The following is an 18,698-nucleotide window of genomic DNA, read 5'->3' on the forward strand; positions in this document are numbered from 1 at the left end:
GTGAAAAAGTCAACACTATTCATACTTTGCGGTTGTTTGGCGTTATTGATTACTTCCTGCAAAAAGTTTCTGACAGAAAAACCACAGAGCTTTTTAACGCCCGATAACTTTTACACTTCGGCGGCAGATGCAACAGCAGCACTGAACGGTGTGTTCAGCGTACTGACACCCCAGCCATATTACGGAAGAACGGTTTGGATCATTTCAGAAAATTCAGCCGATCTGTTGTACCCCGCTTCCGGTAACACCGACCGCACAACGCTGTATCAAAACAATTATACCGCCACCAATGGCGAGATCAGCAACTGGTGGATAAACGGTTATAAAATGATCAAAGCAGCCAACGATGTAATTGCACATGTGCCTGCTATTAATATGAATGTAACTGCGAGGAACAACATAGTTGGCAATGCCCGCTTTTTGCGGGCCATGGCCTATTTCGATCTGGTAAGAAGTTTCGGCAATATACCCCTGATCACCGCGCCGGTGGTAGGTAGTACCGACTCTACGTTATACCCGCACCGGTCGCCTGCGTCAACAGTATACCAGCAGATCATCAGCGATCTGCAATATGCCGAAACCAATTGTTTGGCCGAGAATAAAATTCCATCATCCGGCAAGGGAATGGTTTCATCGGGCGCTGCATCAGCCATGCTGGCGCGCGTATATCTCACCAGGGCCAATACTTCTTATGCCGATCCTTCAGATAACCAGAATGCGCTGGCAGAATGCAATAAGGTGATCAATTCGGGCATCTATAAATTGTTGCCCAATTATGCCGATATATTTGATATTAGCAAGAAATATGGCCCCGAGCATATTTTCTGCGTGCAGTTTGCATTGCCACCTGCCACGGGAAACATTACATTGAGAATGTTTACCCCGAATATCATGAACGGCTCTGCGTCTTTTTTCTGTCAGAATAATTTCTATAACAACGGATATACCTCCGCTGATTCTATCAGAAAGAATTATAACGTAACCAAACAGGCGCTTAATGTAACTACCGGAGTTACACAAACAGTGTCAACACCCTTCTTTTATAAGTACCGCGATCCCTATTGGCTGGCCAATGGCGGCGGAAATAACTCGCAGATGGACTGGATCGTGTTGCGATATGCCGATGTGCTGATGATGCAATCGGAGGCAATGAATAATATCGACGCCACGAATCCTGCCAAGTTTGATGGATTGAACGCTGTAAGGGCAAGAGCAGGATTAACCGATCCTACACAGCAGTTGAATTTATTGAACACGCCAACATCAGGCGCCTTTATCGATAGCCTGGTAAAAGACCGCGCCCGCGAATTATGTGTTGAAGGAGAACGGAGATGGGACCTGATACGGCTCGGAAGATTTAAACAGGCCATGGCCACGCTGGGCATTACGATCGACGACAACCATTTGCTATTCCCTATTCCGCAATCAGAAATACAGGTAAATACCAATCTGCTTCCGCAGAACCCGGGTTTCTAAAGAAATTGGCGCATGTAAATATTACTTCAAAAAAACGGGGTCGGATAAACGATCCCGTTTTTAATGCTTAAGCCCGGGGTGTGACGGAACCTGTTTCTAAAACGGGAATTACGATGTGAAGCCGGCTGCCCTTGCCGAAGGCTGAGCTGATATGACAATGGCCATTGAGCAATTTAACCCTTTCCTTAATATTAATAAGTCCGATACCGGTTACCTTTTGTTCCGGATCAAACCCTATCCCATCGTCGTGAATAATCAGCTCAATATTGTTGTTATTAGTTTGAAGTTCTATTAATACTGATTTAGCTTCACTGTGTTCAAGAATATTCTGCAGCTGTTGTTGTATGATTCTATAAATATTGAACCTGGTATTTTGTATTAATAGTTCTTCGTTGAATTGTGAAAAACTAAAATTGATATTTAATTTATACAGGGCTTCCTGTTCTTCAATAAATGCTTGCAGGCTTTCCACCAACGTTTCTTTTTTAAGTCGCTTCAGTACCAGCCCCCCTGACAAATTCCTGATCTCTTTTATGGCTTCTGAAAGAAGCTGTTGGGTTATTTGCTTTACTTCAAGATGCTCCTCATTGTATGCCGGCAACAGACCAAGGTATATTTTTGCGGTGCACAATAACTGGTTAACATTGTCGTGCAATTCCTGCGCTATCAGCAACCGTTCACTTTCGAGCATTTGGAGTAATCTTTCGTGAATAGCCGTTTGCTCTTCTTTTGGTGCAGCATCCGCATTATTTATCGCGTAAAGCTTGTTCATTCATTACCTCCGGTTAATCGTGAAATCCTGCATTCGGGGTTTATTACAATGACTGCCTGGCATTGCTATGAAGAACCGGTAAGCAAAAACCCGCTCTGCTGAACGGGCCTTTGTTTCTTATTAAATCACACCAGAGCTTGAACTTGTTTTTTAATGACTATACTCCAAATACCGGAATGCTAAAGTTGCAAACAATATATGTAACCTGTAAAAGCGTAATTAACAAATAAGTATAATTACAATACTTATCCTATGTTATAAGTGCAAGTAGGCGATTTTTTTTCGCAAAGCGGGTAGTAATAATTGGATAAATAAAAGAAAAACACATGTAAGATGGCTCTGTTACCGGGGGTCTGAAATAGCCGGCAGGGTAAAATAGAAATAGCTTCCTTTACCTTGTTCACTTTCAACACGAAAGTGGCCTTTGTTCGCTTCGGCAAATTCATGGCACATCAGCAAGCCCAGGCCTGTTCCTTTTTCATTGGCAGTACCGAAAGTAGTAACACTTTCTTTACGGTTAATTTTCCGCAATACGTTTTGTGCTATGCCTATGCCGGTATCAGCTACACAGATCTCAACAAAAGCGCCTTCTGTTCTGCCTTTTATAGTAATTGAATCTCCCGCATTGCAAAATTTTATGGCATTCCCGATCAGGTTGCGGATCATTACCTGTACCATATTTTTATCGGCCCAAACTATTAAAGCAGGATGAATGTCATTTTTCAACCCGATATTTTTATCGGATGCCTGTTTTATAAAAAAACCGATAACATCGTTCACCAGTTGATGTACAGGCAGCGCAACCGGCAAAACTACCCTGCCATCGAGCTGACTGCCGGCCCATGAAAGCAAATTGCTGACCAGCTCAGCGGAATAATTAACATCCCGCCCCAGCTCTTCCATAAACCCGTTGATCTCTTCTTCAGGCAGCTCATTTGTCTTCAATAAGGCAAACATGTTTTTTAAGGAATGCATGGGCATTTTGAGATCGTGGGCAATGATAGAGAACAATTTATCTTTTTGCTGGTTGTTTAACAGCAATAGTACCGCCTGCTGCTCTATTTCCTCCTTGCTGGCCGCCAGCAGTTGGTTGTTTTTTTGTTTGGCCGCCCTGCTACGGAACAACAAAAAGGTTAACACGCTTAAAAAAAGGATCACTAAAACAGCCAAAAAAATCTGCAGCTCTTTGTTCCTGACAATATGCTTATGCAGCGCATCTTTTTTCTCCTGCTCTTCCTTCATCAGGGTTTCCTTCTTTTCGTATTCATACCTCGTTTCAAGTTCGCCGGTCTTTTTCAGCATGGTTTCATTTAACAGGCTATCAGAAACATCTTTATACAACCTGAAATATTTCAGAGCGCTTCGGGTATCGCCTTTTGCTTCGTAAATATCTGCAAGTATTTTGTCGGCATCCTTGACAAAAATTTTCCCTTTTATGTTTGTTGAGGCTTTCAAACTTAGCTGTGCGTATTGTAATGCCTTTGAGTAATCTTTCAGCAGTAAATAAGTTTGGGCCAGCTCGATGGCGGTTCGCATTTGCCGCATCTTATCATCGGTGTGGCTAAAATATTCCATGGTGTGCAATAAATAGCCCAGTGCTTCTTTGTACTGACCTTTATCTAATAAAACAAGACCAATATTATCGTTTGTCACTATTACCGAATATTCGTCCTTCATAGCTGTGGCAATGGCTAATGCCTGCTGATAATATTGCAAGGTCTTTTCATATTGCTTTCGGCTTGCCCATATCGCCCCGGTTGCAGTTAAAGCTTTATGCCAGTTCAGGCTATCCCGCATTTTTTCAAACATGCCGCCCGCCTTCTTCAATAGCACCAGCGCTTCATCATATTTCCCTAAATCAGCATAATACATAGTAGCCATATTTATGGTCGCCTTGGCTATGCATATAGGATCATTGATTTTTTCAGCAATGGTAAGGGCCTGCTGGTAGCAGGAAAGCATTTTTGTGTAATCACCAATCAATATATACGCGTTTCCCTTCAGTCGCAAACTTACAGAGGCCCCTTTGCCATAACCCGCCTGCTCAGCATACGCAAGCGCTTTATTGCTGTAAAAGAATACGCTATCGGCACTGATCCTGTAATAGGCAAATGCCAGGCTATCGAGTATATCAATATAGGCTGTGTCTTTAATAAAATTCTTTTGGGTTTGCATTTGCAGCATCATGCGCCGCAGGTGGGGTATATTTGCAGACTGTGCGTTCAGCTGCTGTTGCAATAGCAATGAAATAAACAAGGCCCATTTCACATTAGCAATGTTGTTCATGCATCAATGATAAACATTTTCATGGCATTCATTGTGGTAACATCAATAATTTAAGTTATATAATTTTATTGTCGAACATAACAATTGTACTACATCACAAACACGGGCTTCTGATAAACCGGCCCGCTTTGCCTATATTGATATCATTTATAATATTCAGATTCGTTCAAAAATTGTTTTACGGCCTCAAGGTCTGCATAATTCAATCCAATAATGCGTTTTACAGCCATTTGCTTATCCTCTGCATGGCGGTAATACGACCTGCAGATAGCATACCCCATAAAATAACCCAGATCGCCCATGGTTGCAGATGTGGTTCCATTGTACAGCCAGTTGGAATAATCTTCCCCAAACATTTCTTTTTTAAATTGTTCTTTCAATTGCTTTTCATGCTCCCTTCCATAGATAAGATAGGAATGGGTTAACGGCTCTTTAAGAACCAATTCGGTTATAAAATCGCAGGCCCCTTCATAAATGCATTCTCCCAACAGTGTTTTACCTTCTGTAGTTTGTTGCGCATGTACGAATTCGTGTATAGTAACAGGAACGATATTATCTGTCTTCTTCGATTTAAAGAAATTTGCCAGTCTTTTATCGGGAAACTCCGACACATCGGTATATTGATTGCCCATGGTAATCTCTGAGCCAATCATGATCACTGAATCCTGTGTAACGCCGGCGGCCCTGACAGAGCTAATGGTGAAATAGACTTTTGCCGGTTTAAATTCCGGATATAGTACCTTGAATTTTGCCAGGTAGGTAGCAATAACCGGTACCCGGGGTTGTATGGTCAATGTGTTACCTCTTATCGATTTCCAGAATTTTGGATATTTGTTGATACTCTCAATCAGTTTGTCTGCATCAAATTTTCTGAGTTGCATTAAAAACTTCAGACCATAGGTACCCCTGTCAATGTATAACGATTGCATTACTTCAACCTGCCTGTTCTTTTCTTTTATTGTTTGAACGCTATCAAACGCAGTCCAGAAATTATTAATATCTGACGTAAATATATTTGCTTCATTTTGTGCGAAAGCAGTACAGGAGTTTGTAAGGCAATAAATCATTATGGTGAGAAGTACTAACCGCATAGTGTAGTTCCTGTTTTTTAATACAATGTACGATGATTATACGACGCCTCCTTATTCAATTCTGTCGATACAACAGCGCAACTGATACAACACAATTAAAATTGTATTGTATAATTATTACATTTGCACTGCAACGGCATGTAGTATAATGGAAGTACGTATACACTTCATGTATGAGGTATAAGTTCGAATCTTATCGCTGCCGTTGTTATGGAGGATAATTTAAATGGAAAAATAGCGGCTTGCTAAGCTGAAGATGGAGGTTCGAGTCCTTCCTCCTCCACAAATAAAAGAGGCTGTCTTCTATGTAGAATACACCCTCTTTTTTTTATGTCTGCCGGATGATCGAACCATTGGGATCAAATCAAATAATTGGCATAGCCTTTATTTTGCTTTGCGAAGGCTGATCATCACTACACCATGAGATGACACTTCGGAAGAAAATTCTTCCTCAAAAATCCCGAGGTCTTTCTGTCTCCACAAATCACGAACAATATATTTTCCTTTAATGCCAAGATCGCTCCATTTTACCGAAAGCTTTCTCGTAATGTTGTCGGTAACATTAAACAATCCTGCGGCCTTGCTTCCATCTTCCAGATCCTTTGCTAATACACCACAGGAATCTATTTTACTAACGACGGTTGCCTGCTTACCTAAAGGATCCTGGTTTACTGCAAGCACTTCATCATTAGTCAAAAGGTTCAATGTAAAGTCATCAAGCCTGGTAAGATCACAACCTAACAACAAAGGAACGGATAGCAAACACCAGGCACTCATGTGAGCGTATTGTTCATCAGTTGTAAGGTGAGTTGGATAAGGGCCTTTACCCCAGCCAACACAGCCAACAATCATCATATCGGGATCATTCCAGTGACCAGGTGATGCATACGGCGACCATTTATCCTGAGTGAGTAAACGGCTCTTTAAACTTCTCCAGTTGTCTCTTATATCGCCACCGGTTCTCCATGCATTTGCAATTTTTGAGAGATCCGGAATATTGACAAACGGCGTACTGTTAGAAAGGCTGAAAACAATATCACGTCCGCTGTTGCGCAACAGATCGTACATGGCTTTCGTTTCAGGAACTTCAATCGGGTTCCAGTCATACTTTAAATAATCGAAACCCCATTTGGCCCATTGCTTTACATCCCTATCCCAGAAAACATATTGGCCAATGGCATAAGGCAATTGTTTTTTATTGCGTGGAATTTTCTCACTGGTTCGAACAAAAGTTCCTTCAGGATTTGTTGAAGAACCACCAATGTGATGACCATATGATTCAACCCATGGAGTAGAATAAATTCCTGCTTTCAGCCCTATATTGTGAATTTCATCAACCAAAGCCTGCATGTTGGGAAATGTAGTTGAATCAGGAAGTATTCCATCAAACTCTCCCCCTCTTTTGCCCTGCCATACATCATCAATGTTCACGTAGCTCCACCCATGATTTATCAACCCACTTCTCACCATCGCTTTTGCATTTGCCAACACCAATTCCTGTGTAACCTTTGTTGCATAAACGTTCCAACTATTCCATCCCATTGGTGGTGTTAATGCAATAGTTTCACCCCCTACAATTTTTAATGAACGTTTGTCTTCTCCTAATTTATTTTTTGCATGAAGCGTAAGAATATATTCTCCGGGCGTTGAAATAGAACCGGAAATTTTTCCGGTGTTTGTATCAACCATTATACCTTTTGGAAGATTGTCAACAGAAAAGCTCATTGGCCTTGTTCCTGTAGCCGGGATAGTAAACAATATCGGATGATTAGGCCGAACACTCAATATTTTTGGTCCGTTGATTTTTGGTTGCGGACTTTCTTTCGGTGTGAGTATGTATTTTGAGAGTGTATCCTGTGAATTAGCAGCTACAATAAACAAGCAGGAAGCCGCAATACAAAAAAACTTTTTAAATGAAAACAAATTCATATTGTGCCATTATTTTTTTAATTCCACTTCAAATATTGAATGCAACTAAATCTGCCTGCGAACTTCACCCAACTACCTATAAACACTTTTTATCGCCTTACTATCAGGATGAACAGAATGCATACGCTTTGATTGATAACCGTTCATGATCACACTACCGCCAATTCTTTTTTCAATTTCTTCTTTCAGTATATGTTTGTCGGCTTCGGCAATATTCATTTTGCACAGGTTCAGGTGCATGAGGCGGGTTTGCTCAACATATTCTATCAATAGCCTGGCCGCATCCTGCGACAGCTGATTGGCCGTTGCACCCAGCACCCTTGTACTCGGCGCATAGCCTAAATCAAGGCTTTTAATTCGATTGTTTGTTTTTAATGATGCAAACAGCAACTGCATTCCTTTATCGGCAATGCCACAGCTTGCCAGACTTAACTCTTCGAGAGATGTATTCTGCGTTAAACCCGGTATCAGCACTTCTACCCCATCATCTCCGATATCATTCACGCTTAAATACAATGACTTCAGGTGCTGGTTCCTGATCAGCATTTTGTTTACATATTTCATGGTATCGGCAGTGAGGTAGTTACCGCTGAGATACAATCTTTCGATAGTATCATTTTGTTCCATGTATTCAAGCAGCGAATGAAAACCATTTCCTGCACAGGTATTAACCAGGTCGAGCGTGCGAATCTGTTTGTTTTTCGATAACAGTTTTATAATTGAAGCCATGCTTTCGGCCCCCACCGGATTTCTTTTAAACCATATGCTTTTAACCGACTGGTTTTCTTCCAGCGCTTCGCAAATAATCTTACACCCATCATGTTCAATATAATTGCATCCGAGATATACGGTTTCAATAGTATTGTTAGCCGTTATCAGGTTTGCCACAGCAATGCTGCCCGGATTACCGAAAGCGTTGGTGCCCAACAGCAGGTGTTTAATAACGCGATTACTTTTCAATGCGGTTGCTACCAGCTCAATACCCTGTACGCCCAGTTGTTGTTTGCACATGTCCAGGCGTCCGTCTGCGGTAACGGTTCCTACAGGAAAAGGAATGTCTTCAGCAGGCAATGGGTTGTTATTGATGATAAAGTCAATAACGGGTTGCAGGTGATGTGGATGAAAAGGAAAAGTTGTTTTTACGTGGTCAACAGGACAAAGAAACTGAGCTGATTGCATATTGAATGGTTATGATAGTTAAGGTTATTGTTTACCAGGCGTGTGGCATATAGTCTTTCAAAAAATGACCGAATAAGGGCAAACCGGGTTGTGTAATGCCGGTTACAACCGGATCATAAATTCTTGCCATACCATCGGTTTCATCTAACGGAGGCACAAATCCCTCCTCGTATATTCTTTCTTTATCGGGATAAGGATTTTCCTGGGTGATCCAGCCGGTGTCGACACTATTCATATATATTTCACTCATGGCATATTCCTGAGCGGCAGTTCTCGTCATCATATTGAGTGCGGCCTTGGCCATATTGGTATGCGGATGGTAAGGCGTTTTAGACGAACGGTTGAACTGTCCTTCCATAGCCGACACATTGATGATGAACTTTCTTTTAAAAGGCGATTTGATCATGAGCTCCTTCAACTGACTGTTCAGCATAAAAGGCGCCGTTACATTCACCAGTTGCGTTTCCAGCATTTCTACCGGAGGTACTTCTTCGAGCAGCATCGTCCAGCTGTTGCTGGTCCTCAAATCAATTTGCTGACGATCTTTATCGTATTGATCTGGAGGAAAACAGGCTGCGGCTTCATAAGGCAGTAATTGTGGTTCCCAGGCGCCCGGCTGAAATTGAAAATGCTGTGAAGCAACTATACATTGCTGTAAGGGCGCTGGCAGGGATTCAGAACGCTGTTCAACATCAAACAGGTGCCGGTAAAATTCTGCCGGTCGTTTAATAGTTTGTGCGGCATTGTTGATAAGAATATCGAGATGCGGCTCCTGCTCTTTCAGGTATTGAATAAAACTATTTACCTGAGCCAGGTTTCGCAGGTCCAGTGCAACAATTTTCAGGCGATCGCCCCATTCCCCAAAATCTTTTTCTTCGCTGAAACGCAGGGCGCAGTCATTCGCAAACCGGGTTGTTACCCAAACTTTAGCGCCGTCGCGTAACATACGCAGGGCGGTGAGGTATCCGATCTTAATTCTTCCTCCGGTTATCAGGGCTACCCGGTTAGTAAGATCGGCCCTTTGTTGCCGGCGGGTATAATTCAGGTCGGCACAGGAAGGGCAAAGCAGGTGATAAAAAAAGTGTATTTTTTTGTAAGGTGTTTTACAGGTATAGCATTTCTGGTATTTATTCAGTTCCAGCGTGTCGTTTGCATCCCATGCCCTTTCTTCATCCCGCAAATCGTACTTCATGTGCATGATGGTTTGCGGCAAAATTATTTTTTTGTCGTATTGTTTCAGCAAATCCTGCTGCTGCGATAATTTCTGTACTTTTTGCAGTGATAACAATTGGGTAGAATCAATAAGCTGGCCGATCTGCAGTTCGGCGTTATTTTGCTTATTATCTTTTTTAGCCCGTTTATACAGCTTGGTAACCAGGCCTTTTAAACGAAGGGTATCCAACGATTTTTCGGGATCTCTCGATAATACCTGTAATACTTTGATGCAGGCATCCCATTCCTGCTGCGTAAATTCATTTTCCATAGTTGGGGATCTTTACAATCGATAAAAATAGAGAAATAATAGTATAAGATTGCAGAAATCCAAACACAACTGCATAAGCTACGCATGCTTCACAACACTATCTACCTTTTCGTCAACAGTAGTTTCATCTACCCCAACATGATGTTTTTGCACTAAGGTCCAGCCCAAAAAACCGGCAACAATGGTAATCACAAAGCCTGCCGTTGTTAAAGTAATAGAATTTCCAACAGTCGGATGGAGATCATCCCATTTATCTTTTTGAATAAACCAGGAAATAGCAAAAAGCACTAATGCCGTTACATTGGCGATCAGGTGAATAAGACCCGTTTTTTTGGCGCTTGAAACTGAAGGAATGCTCAACCAGTCAATAAAGCCAGGAATGGCTGCCGCCAGTGCCGTAATTATTCCCGCTACATTGGCAACATAGCCTGCTTTATACCAGAAAATATCATTGTTCGAGTTGTAGCTCATGTAACAGGCAAGAGCGGCTGTATAAAAAGCAACCGGAAATGCAACCAGCATCGGGTGCACCGGATGACCCAATATTTTAACTTTACTATTCATAGTTTATGCTTTTTAAGTTGATTGATCAGAAGGATGATGTTATCAGGAGGGTGTGCAGATAAGCTAAGATGAGTATATTCAAAGCATATACCATTGCAATGAATGAATGCATAAGGCAGCATTCCATTACTATAACGATATTTATAAAAACATCCGTGTTTAAAAGTTCATTAAAAGCGAAAATAATTCTACAAATATGTACTACATGTAACCCTAAACACCCCTTTTTCCCGATCGCGTAAAGAGTTTTCCCTATAGGGCACAAGGCTCTGCTTAACAGGGGCTTTCTTTGCAAAAAATTATACTGACCGTGAGCCGATTTTACACCCTATTTTTTGTAGTTCTTGCCGCTTTTAATGGTGCCTATGCACAAACAGCTGTGCTGATCACATCAGCAAACAATGCCATTGAACTACCCGAAGACAAGGAAACCGGAACTATACAAGGCCTTATACAAACTAATGATAATCAACCTGCTGCTTATGTTTCCGTTACGCTAAAAGAAGCCATTCGCACCACCATCACCTCTGAAAACGGAGTTTACGTTTTAAGGAAAATTAAACCCGGTCAATATACACTGCTGGTTACTATGGCAGGCCTTCAGTCAAAGGAACAAACCGTTACGGTTAAGGCCAATGAATCGACTGAAGTAAATTTTACACTGTCTGAAAATCATAAACAACTCGAAGAAGTTGTTGTAATTCTCCATAAAAATTTAATCAATCAACCGGTAACCGTTGGCAAAATTGCCATCGACCCGAAAGACCTTCCGCAGAGCGTGACCGTTATCGGACAAGGTTTGATCCGCGACCAGCAGGCCCTTCGCCTGAGCGATGTGATCAGAAATGTAAATGGTGTATACATGACTACCACCCGGGGCAGTGTGCAGGAAACCTTTGGCGCCAGAGGTTATAGCCTGGGAAGTACCAATTTGTTCAAGAACGGTTTTCGCATCAACTCAGGTGTATTACCCGAAATGACCTCGCTTGAAAAAGTGGAAATACTGAAAGGCAGCGCCGCCATCCTGTATGGACAGGTAGCGCCCGGTGGCATTGTGAATATGATCACCAAACAACCAAAATTCACTCAGGGCGGCGAAATATCCATGCGCGTTGGCAGCTATGATTTCTACAAACCCGTTTTTGATATATACGGACCGATATCTTCTTCTATTGCCTATCGCGTAAACGGTACTTATGAAAGCGCCGGCAGTTTCCGTGATCAGGTAACCTCTAAAAAGTATTATGTAAACCCTGCCCTGCTGTTCAAATTAGGCAAGCGCACCGAAGTGGTGGCCGAAGGCGATTACCTGTATAATAACTTTACGCCCGATTTCGGTATAGGAACACTTAATGGAAAAACAATTCCCAATGTTCCCCGTTCACGCTTTATGGGCACGCCCTGGCAGTACAATAAAACAACACAAGCAACTTCAACGCTTACTATAAGACATCAGCTTTCGAACAACTGGAAGATCAATACTTCTTTTTCGGACCAGTATTACAAACGAGATTACTATGCAGTAGAACGCATACAGGCCGACTCAACAGGAAAATGGGCCAGACCACTGGGCAGAATTTTTACAACCGAAAAATTCTATGCAGGCCAGATTAACCTGCTTGGTAAATTCAATACAGCACAAATGGAGCATAACCTGCTTGCCGGTATAGATGCTGACCGTACTGTTACTTACAATAAAGATTATGATATTAATGGTTTGATTTATGATACCATCAATATCCTGGATATGGGAAAATATAAACAGCGAACTGATATACCTGTAGCTACTGGTATCAGAGAAAGATTGGCCCCGGTGAACCGCTTTGGCGTTTATGTGCAGGACCTGATAAAAATCTCTCCGAAGTTCAATATACTGGCTGGTATCAGATGGGCTTATGTTGAACCAAAGGGCATCGACAGTACCAACCTCACCAACGGTGCAAAAACATCAGGAGTCAACAGATACGACAAGGCCTTTTCACCCCGTTTTGGCCTGGTGTATAAACCCTTCAATACAACATCCATATTTGTAAGCTACTCCAATTCATTCACCACCAATACCGGTCAGGACGTGAACGGCAATGCAATTAAGCCTTCGCTTATCGATCAATATGAACTGGGTGTTAAAAACGAATTCCTGAATGGCATGCTGTTGGCCAATGTAACCCTGTACCGCATTAAAAATAACAACCTGGCGCAAACAGCTCCCTATTTGTTAAACGGTACGCCTAACAACAACACCAATATCAAAATACTGAGCGGAGAAACCACCAGCGATGGTGTTGAGGTAGATCTGGCTGCATATCCGGTGAGCGGACTAAGCATTACAGCCGGTTACAGCTATAATTATATGCGCTATACCAAAACCGACACTACGGTAGGTAGTTTTAAAACCGGCGAACGTTTGGTAAATAATCCTGCTCATACAGCCAACGGCAGCATTTTCTATTCTTTTGAAAGTGGCCGCCTGCATGGTTTAAAAATAGGAACCACCATTGTTTACCTTGGCGACCGCTATGCCGGATGGAATACGGATGTTACCAAAACCAATCCTGTTACCTATCGCGATCGCTTAATTAATGTAAGCGGTTATACAACCATCGATATTTCGGCCGGTTATACTTTCAGAAAAGTATCTTTAATGGCAAAGATTTCGAACATCACCAATACCTACAACGTTACTATACACGAAAACTACAGTGTTAACCCCATTGCCCCCACACAGTTTTCGGCAACGTTGAGTTATAAATTTTAGGAACGATGACATTTTGTAAGATAGAAGAGGTCCGCGTGTGCGGACCTTTTCATTTACACAAACTCATTTTATCAACAGCACCTTTTCGGCCCCCCACCCTTTTTGTTCGGTGAAATACCTGATCAGATAGGTGCCGGAAGGATAGTTGCTTAAATCGGTTTGCCAGGTTTGAATTTTACCGCTGGTGTTTATTTTTTCTAAAACTTTTCCTGTAAAATCAGTGAGGTATAGTTCCTTTATTTCTTCCGAAGATTTGATCCGGATCCTTCCTGAAGAAGGGTTGGGATAAACAATAACCTTTGCACTGTTCGTATCTGCACTTACAGGCTCGGTAAATTTGTCTTTCTCATTGCAGGGGGCCATGAAAATCATTTCTGCGATCAGGCGTTGCAAAAGATCGTTGAGCAATTCTACTTTAAAATTATCGGTAGTGGGTTTGATGTGTTTATCACCTACCCCGCTATCGTCGGTTAAAAAAACATAGCTGCCATTGGTTGTTAATGCAATCGAGCGCATCAGGTATTCGGTGCTTTTATCGATGCCGCTGCACACTACAGGCACTATGCGAACACCCATTGAAGCTGCCTGTATCATTAATTTTTTCATTTTGTCTTTTGCCTCATCGTGTGGTGGTGCGTCCAGTACAAGAAAAAGGATTTTTGCTCCGGCGCCATTGTCCCAATGCAGGCTATCCAGTGCGGTAGTTAAAGCATCTTCCACTGCTTCGGGGAAATCACCTCCGCCGGCGGCAGATTGATCTTTAATAAATTGAATTAAAGGTGAAGGATCGTGTTGAAAATCTATTGAACGGGTAAGATATTCATCGCTGTGATCGCGGTAAAATACTGAGCCGAGGCGAAGGTCGATGCTTTTATTTTTGTCGGATGTGTTGGCGATTACATCCTGCAATTCTTCCTGCAGGTATTTTATTTCGTCGCCCATACTGCCGGTAGCATCCACAACAAATGCAATATTCGCGATGTTTGCATTTGCACAATTCCTTTTAATGGTGATGCGGTTAATTCCATTTTCAAAAGTGGTGGAAAAACGATTGGTTTGAGTACCGCATACAATGGCATAAGTGCTTTGGTCACTATCTTCCGTATCGAAGTTTGCCCATAATTCGGCTTTGCCGGTATTGTCGGTAACAGCACGCCATGCAGTATCGTTTGTATTAAGATCAATCAAATAAACTTTCTCACCGGCAATTACTCTATGGTCTTCATTTTGTACCTGCACACAGTAACGGTTCATCGGTGATATGCCCCAGTGTTCGCTCCATTGTTTAAATTCCGCTTTTGTATAGCTTTCCCATAATTTCCATTTTTTAAAATCGCTTAGTTCACCGGCGGTCAGGACTTTTGAGTGACCCTCAGATAACTTAACTGTTGATGGTCGTCCGGCATCGATTTCCGAGTCATTTCTAAGTGCCTTACGAGAAGCTGTTCCCCGAATGCTGATTGATTTATCGGCTGAACCGATACTTATTCCTGCAACTCTTCCCGCAAGGGGTGCTGAAGGGGAATAACTTTCGGCTTTAATTGTTGCAACAGAACCTACTACACTTCTTTTTTTGGCCGGTCCTTCCCCAATTACGATAACGTCATCCAATGTAACTTCCGACGGATACAGATTGATGGAAATGTACATCGAACTATCTGTTCTCTTTAAAACAAATTCCTTTGATTTAAATCCTACTGATGAAAAAGTTAAGGTGGCAGGAAGTTTTGATACTGCAACAGAAAACTCGCCCTTATAATTCGTTACGGTGGCTTTTGATGTGCCTTTTATTGCAACAGTTACTCCCTGCAGAACACTATCAACATTGTTTTTTACTTTGCCTCTGATCACTACGGTTTGTGAAAAAGAAATACCATGGCCGGCAAGCAGCAATACTGCCAGTACATAAAAAAATCTCATACGCAGGTTTTGGTATGAGATGATAAAAAAGAGGGGATTACATAACAGTAAAAAAAATTTATTTCCCTTCCGGTTCTGCTATTTTCAATGCCTCCTTTATCCAGTCTGCTTTTTCTGTCAGGTGATATGTTGGGGCAATTCCTACATTATCAATACCCTGACCAATATTTAAACGCCGGCTGCGGGTGGCGGGATATACCAGTGTATAAGGGTAGCACGAAAACGGAACCTGTACAACATTTGAATAATCGAGGTTGCCAATGGTATTTTCACCCATCAAAATAACCTTTGAGCTTTGCCGTGCTGCCAGTAATAATTCCTCTGTAGCGCTGCCACACTCTCTGTTAATGAGAATTACAACCTTTTCAGGAAATGGCCTTGGTTTAAAGGAGGAATCTATTCTATCATTGTCATGTGTTATCCATTGTCCTTTTGCCTTTTCCATTCTGGCAATTATATTATTGATCTGATCAATGTTTTCCTTAGGCAAATTTTTGAATTCAAGATATTTTTTATACCCTGAAATAGTCATTTCTGTTGCTAATATGTCGGCCCCAATCATTTTTATTGGATTTGTGTAGAAATAGGGAATCAACGGCTCCCAGGTGTTATCACCTCCCCCGCCATTGTCGCGCACATCGAGCACGAGGTTTGGCGTTGAATTTAACAATTGCTCATTTGCTTTCAGTATAGAATCTATTGCGGGTTTATAGTTAGGAGCACAACTGCCCAGTTTAATATAAAATGTATTTGGCGTAAGGCTTTTGGCATATACTGTCGGAGTTCGCTCACCCGATGAAGAAGAAACCGCAACACTTTGCTTAACCGGCGTTCCCTCACGCCGCCAGTCGCCGCTTATCATATTATTATCATTCCACAGGTTAAAATATTCAAATTTTGGCCGGTGATTGCGTATGTACAGCAGCCCCTTGAGCAAACTGTCATTTACCAGTTTACCTTCAAACTTGATGATGCCTTTTCTCCAGAATGGTCTTGTAGATTCCAATGTTACGCCAACATAGTCATGCAGTGTCGTAGGATCTTTTACTACAGCAATTTTGTAAGATGAATCATGTACGAAATAATAAATACCCTCCCATGATTTCGATTGCTTCAATTTCGCTATCAGCTCATCACTTATGTTGAAAACCGGACGGTTATTAACGTAATTGGTATCGATTTTAGAAGGGTCAAAATTTGGAGAGAAGCCAAGGTGATGACTTTTAAATATATCAAGATATTGTGAAATGATAAGAGGGCAATTGTCGTAGGAAAATTTGTTACGGGTAAGCTTCAATAATTCATTGGTCTTGTTTTTATACGCTGCTTCTGAAAGCGCTTTTACTCTGTCCTGATATCCGGCACAATTTTGCTCAACAATGTTCTTTATATGCAGGAATTCCTTTTCACAGTCGCATGTTTGTGCTTTTACACCAACAGCTGTTAAAAGCATTCCGATAATTATTATGTACTTCATTATAATGGTTTTTGGTTTGATGAATACATGCCAGCAAAAATAGTAATACGTTGGATAGTAACTACAATGAGCAGGTGAATTATTCACATTTTAGCATAACTTGCAGCGGTAATAAAAGCCCGCTTACCAGGCACACACTTCTGCCTGGCACTTCCCCGATCCAAAACAGGGCATACTGTTAAACTCACTTCTAACAATAGGAATACAGAAAGGTATTATCCTAAACCTTAATTATTAACTCACTTAAGTATGAAGAAGAAAATTACTACACTCTTTGCTGTTTTATTAATTGCCGCTGCCGGCCAGGCACAATGGAGCCTTACAGGAAATGCAGGAACAAACCCTGCAGTGAACTTCATTGGAACTACCGATGCACAACCCCTGGTATTTAAAACCAATAACTGGTATTCGGGCATTCTTGATCCTAACAAATATAACGCCGCTATCGGCTGGCGATCTTTCGAATATAATACTACAGGAACGTATAATACAGCTTTTGGCACCTACACCCTGTTTTGGAATGGCGCCGGCACTTATAATACAGCCATTGGTTCTGATGCGTTGGAGAATAACAAAGCTTCCTGGAATACAGCCCTGGGCTCATTTGCATTGTATCTTACCACAACCGGCGAAAGAAACACAGCGATCGGTGGACAGACATTACAGGAAAATTTAACAGGTAACCTTAATACCGGAGTCGGTGACGGATCACTTGCCAGCATCAACAGTGGTTCATACAACTCGGCCCTGGGCGCTTCGTCACTCGCCCATAACCAGGGAGGTAATTATAACACGTCTATTGGATATCAGGCAGATTTTAATACCTGGACTTCCTATTCAAATTCAACGGCTATCGGTTATGCGGCCACCATTTTAGCATCTAACCAAATACGGATTGGCAATTCGAATGTTACCAGTATAGGCGGTATAGTTGACTGGACAACACTTTCAGATGGAAGATTTAAATCAAATATACAATCCAATGTTCCGGGCCTGGCTTTTATTAAACAACTGAAACCGGTGACCTATACACTCAACATTTCGGCGCTTAATAAATTTTTACATCCTGATGGTAAGGGTGATGCCGGCACAGCTGCCAGTGAAAAAATTGTACATACCGGTTTTATTGCGCAGGATGTAGCCGCCGCCGCTGAAAAAGCAGGATATGATTTTGATGGTATTGATAAGCCCAAAAACGAAAATGATCTTTATGGGCTCCGGTATGCAGAATTTGTAACGCCATTGGTGCAGTCGGTGCAGGAATTGAGCAATGCGAATGATAGCCTGAAAGCACAAATCAGCAATCTGCAAACGCAACTCAGTGATTTACTGCAACAGGTAAATAATCTGAAAAACAGCATTATTTCAACTTCGATAAGCGGAGCCTTGCCTGTTTTAAAACAAAACAGTCCCAACCCATTTAACAATAATACGGTAATCAGTTATTATCTTCCCCAAACCACAAAGAGTGCGCAACTGGTAGTAAGCACTGTAAACGGACAATTATTAAAAACCATTCCCCTGAAAAGTTATGGCGAAGGACAGGTTACTATTCATGCCGGAGAACTTGCAGCAGGCAGCTATTTTTATACCCTAACTGTAGACGGCCAGCGAATAGATACCAGGCAAATGATATTAACGAAATAAATACTAAGGGATATAATATTAAAAAGAGAAAAAAGAAAATATTTTAATTAATATCAACAGTTCTTTCTTCTCTTTTTAATATTATTTGCGCTAACGTTAATTATGCCAAACTTCTTCAT

Annotated in this window: 12 protein-coding genes and 1 tRNA gene; 4 read left to right on the plus strand and 9 right to left on the minus strand. The window is 41.7% G+C overall.

Translation table 11 applies throughout. The annotated features are described in order from the left end of the window. On the plus strand, window positions 1–1,476 hold the full coding sequence (locus AC59IL_RS17525; RefSeq protein WP_496553470.1) for a RagB/SusD family nutrient uptake outer membrane protein: 1,476 nt from the start codon (window positions 1–3) through the stop codon (window positions 1,474–1,476). A 67-nt stretch (window positions 1,477–1,543) separates the two neighbouring features. On the opposite strand, the gene AC59IL_RS17530 is transcribed toward AC59IL_RS17525, so the two are convergent. The 3 genes from AC59IL_RS17530 to AC59IL_RS17540 all read right to left on the minus strand — a co-directional run bounded on the left by AC59IL_RS17530 (window position 1,544) and on the right by AC59IL_RS17540 (window position 5,625). Continuing rightward, window positions 1,544–2,248, minus strand: a complete 705-nt coding sequence (locus AC59IL_RS17530) for a sensor histidine kinase (RefSeq protein WP_496553471.1) — start codon at window positions 2,246–2,248, stop codon at window positions 1,544–1,546. 342 nt (window positions 2,249–2,590) lie between these two features. After that, complete coding sequence (locus AC59IL_RS17535) at window positions 2,591–4,534, minus strand: tetratricopeptide repeat-containing sensor histidine kinase (RefSeq protein WP_496553472.1); 1,944 nt, start codon at window positions 4,532–4,534, stop codon at window positions 2,591–2,593. A 143-nt stretch (window positions 4,535–4,677) separates the two neighbouring features. Further along, the gene (locus tag AC59IL_RS17540; RefSeq protein ID WP_496553473.1) at window positions 4,678–5,625 is read right to left on the minus strand and encodes a gliding motility protein GldB-related protein; all 948 of its coding nucleotides are present in this window, start codon (window positions 5,623–5,625) and stop codon (window positions 4,678–4,680) included. A gap of 212 nt (window positions 5,626–5,837) precedes the next feature. Between AC59IL_RS17540 and AC59IL_RS17545 the strand changes: the two genes are divergently transcribed. Next, window positions 5,838–5,908, plus strand: a tRNA-Ser gene (locus AC59IL_RS17545). 101 nt (window positions 5,909–6,009) lie between these two features. On the opposite strand, the gene AC59IL_RS17550 is transcribed toward AC59IL_RS17545, so the two are convergent. The 4 genes from AC59IL_RS17550 to AC59IL_RS17565 form a co-directional block, all read right to left on the minus strand. Next, entirely contained in the window at window positions 6,010–7,554 is a 1,545-nt protein-coding gene (locus AC59IL_RS17550; protein ID WP_496553474.1) for a glycoside hydrolase family 27 protein, read from the minus strand. Window positions 7,555–7,626: 72 nt separating this feature from the next. After that, window positions 7,627–8,733, minus strand: coding sequence for a leucine-rich repeat domain-containing protein (locus AC59IL_RS17555; protein ID WP_496553475.1), 1,107 nt, complete (start codon window positions 8,731–8,733; stop codon window positions 7,627–7,629). A gap of 31 nt (window positions 8,734–8,764) precedes the next feature. After that, entirely contained in the window at window positions 8,765–10,216 is a 1,452-nt protein-coding gene (locus AC59IL_RS17560; RefSeq protein WP_496553476.1) for an SDR family NAD(P)-dependent oxidoreductase, read from the minus strand. A 78-nt stretch (window positions 10,217–10,294) separates the two neighbouring features. After that, window positions 10,295–10,780: a DUF2231 domain-containing protein gene (locus AC59IL_RS17565; protein WP_496553477.1), complete on the minus strand. Its 486-nt coding sequence runs from the start codon at window positions 10,778–10,780 to the stop codon at window positions 10,295–10,297. A gap of 310 nt (window positions 10,781–11,090) precedes the next feature. On the opposite strand from AC59IL_RS17565, the gene AC59IL_RS17570 reads away from it, so the two are divergent. Beyond that, entirely contained in the window at window positions 11,091–13,535 is a 2,445-nt protein-coding gene (locus AC59IL_RS17570; protein ID WP_496553478.1) for a TonB-dependent siderophore receptor, read from the plus strand. Window positions 13,536–13,598: 63 nt separating this feature from the next. Here the strand turns inward: AC59IL_RS17570 and AC59IL_RS17575 are convergent, their stop codons facing one another. Both AC59IL_RS17575 and AC59IL_RS17580 read right to left on the minus strand, forming a co-directional pair. Further along, window positions 13,599–15,455, minus strand: coding sequence for a carboxypeptidase-like regulatory domain-containing protein (locus AC59IL_RS17575; protein ID WP_496553479.1), 1,857 nt, complete (start codon window positions 15,453–15,455; stop codon window positions 13,599–13,601). A 58-nt stretch (window positions 15,456–15,513) separates the two neighbouring features. Continuing rightward, complete coding sequence (locus AC59IL_RS17580; protein ID WP_496553480.1) at window positions 15,514–16,932, minus strand: S41 family peptidase; 1,419 nt, start codon at window positions 16,930–16,932, stop codon at window positions 15,514–15,516. 249 nt (window positions 16,933–17,181) lie between these two features. Between AC59IL_RS17580 and AC59IL_RS17585 the strand changes: the two genes are divergently transcribed. Beyond that, the gene (locus AC59IL_RS17585) at window positions 17,182–18,579 is read left to right on the plus strand and encodes a tail fiber domain-containing protein (RefSeq protein WP_496553481.1); all 1,398 of its coding nucleotides are present in this window, start codon (window positions 17,182–17,184) and stop codon (window positions 18,577–18,579) included. Window positions 18,580–18,698 lie beyond the last annotated feature (119 nt).

It is taken from the genome of Niastella sp. sgz303648 (assembly GCF_059587045.1).

Bases quoted from the DNA above. Each gene is read 5' to 3' on its own strand.
- AC59IL_RS17565 (WP_496553477.1), bottom strand. From the start codon at position 10,780: ATGAATAGTAAAGTTAAAATATTGGGTCATCCGGTGCACCCGATGCTG.
- AC59IL_RS17560 (WP_496553476.1), bottom strand. From the start codon at position 10,216: ATGGAAAATGAATTTACGCAGCAGGAATGGGATGCCTGCATCAAAGTA.
- AC59IL_RS17585 (WP_496553481.1), top strand. From the start codon at position 17,182: ATGAAGAAGAAAATTACTACACTCTTTGCTGTTTTATTAATTGCCGCT.
- AC59IL_RS17550 (WP_496553474.1), bottom strand. From the start codon at position 7,554: ATGAATTTGTTTTCATTTAAAAAGTTTTTTTGTATTGCGGCTTCCTGC.
- AC59IL_RS17530 (WP_496553471.1), bottom strand. From the start codon at position 2,248: ATGAACAAGCTTTACGCGATAAATAATGCGGATGCTGCACCAAAAGAA.
- AC59IL_RS17535 (WP_496553472.1), bottom strand. From the start codon at position 4,534: ATGAACAACATTGCTAATGTGAAATGGGCCTTGTTTATTTCATTGCTA.
- AC59IL_RS17580 (WP_496553480.1), bottom strand. From the start codon at position 16,932: ATGAAGTACATAATAATTATCGGAATGCTTTTAACAGCTGTTGGTGTA.
- AC59IL_RS17555 (WP_496553475.1), bottom strand. From the start codon at position 8,733: ATGCAATCAGCTCAGTTTCTTTGTCCTGTTGACCACGTAAAAACAACT.
- AC59IL_RS17575 (WP_496553479.1), bottom strand. From the start codon at position 15,455: ATGAGATTTTTTTATGTACTGGCAGTATTGCTGCTTGCCGGCCATGGT.
- AC59IL_RS17540 (WP_496553473.1), bottom strand. From the start codon at position 5,625: ATGCGGTTAGTACTTCTCACCATAATGATTTATTGCCTTACAAACTCC.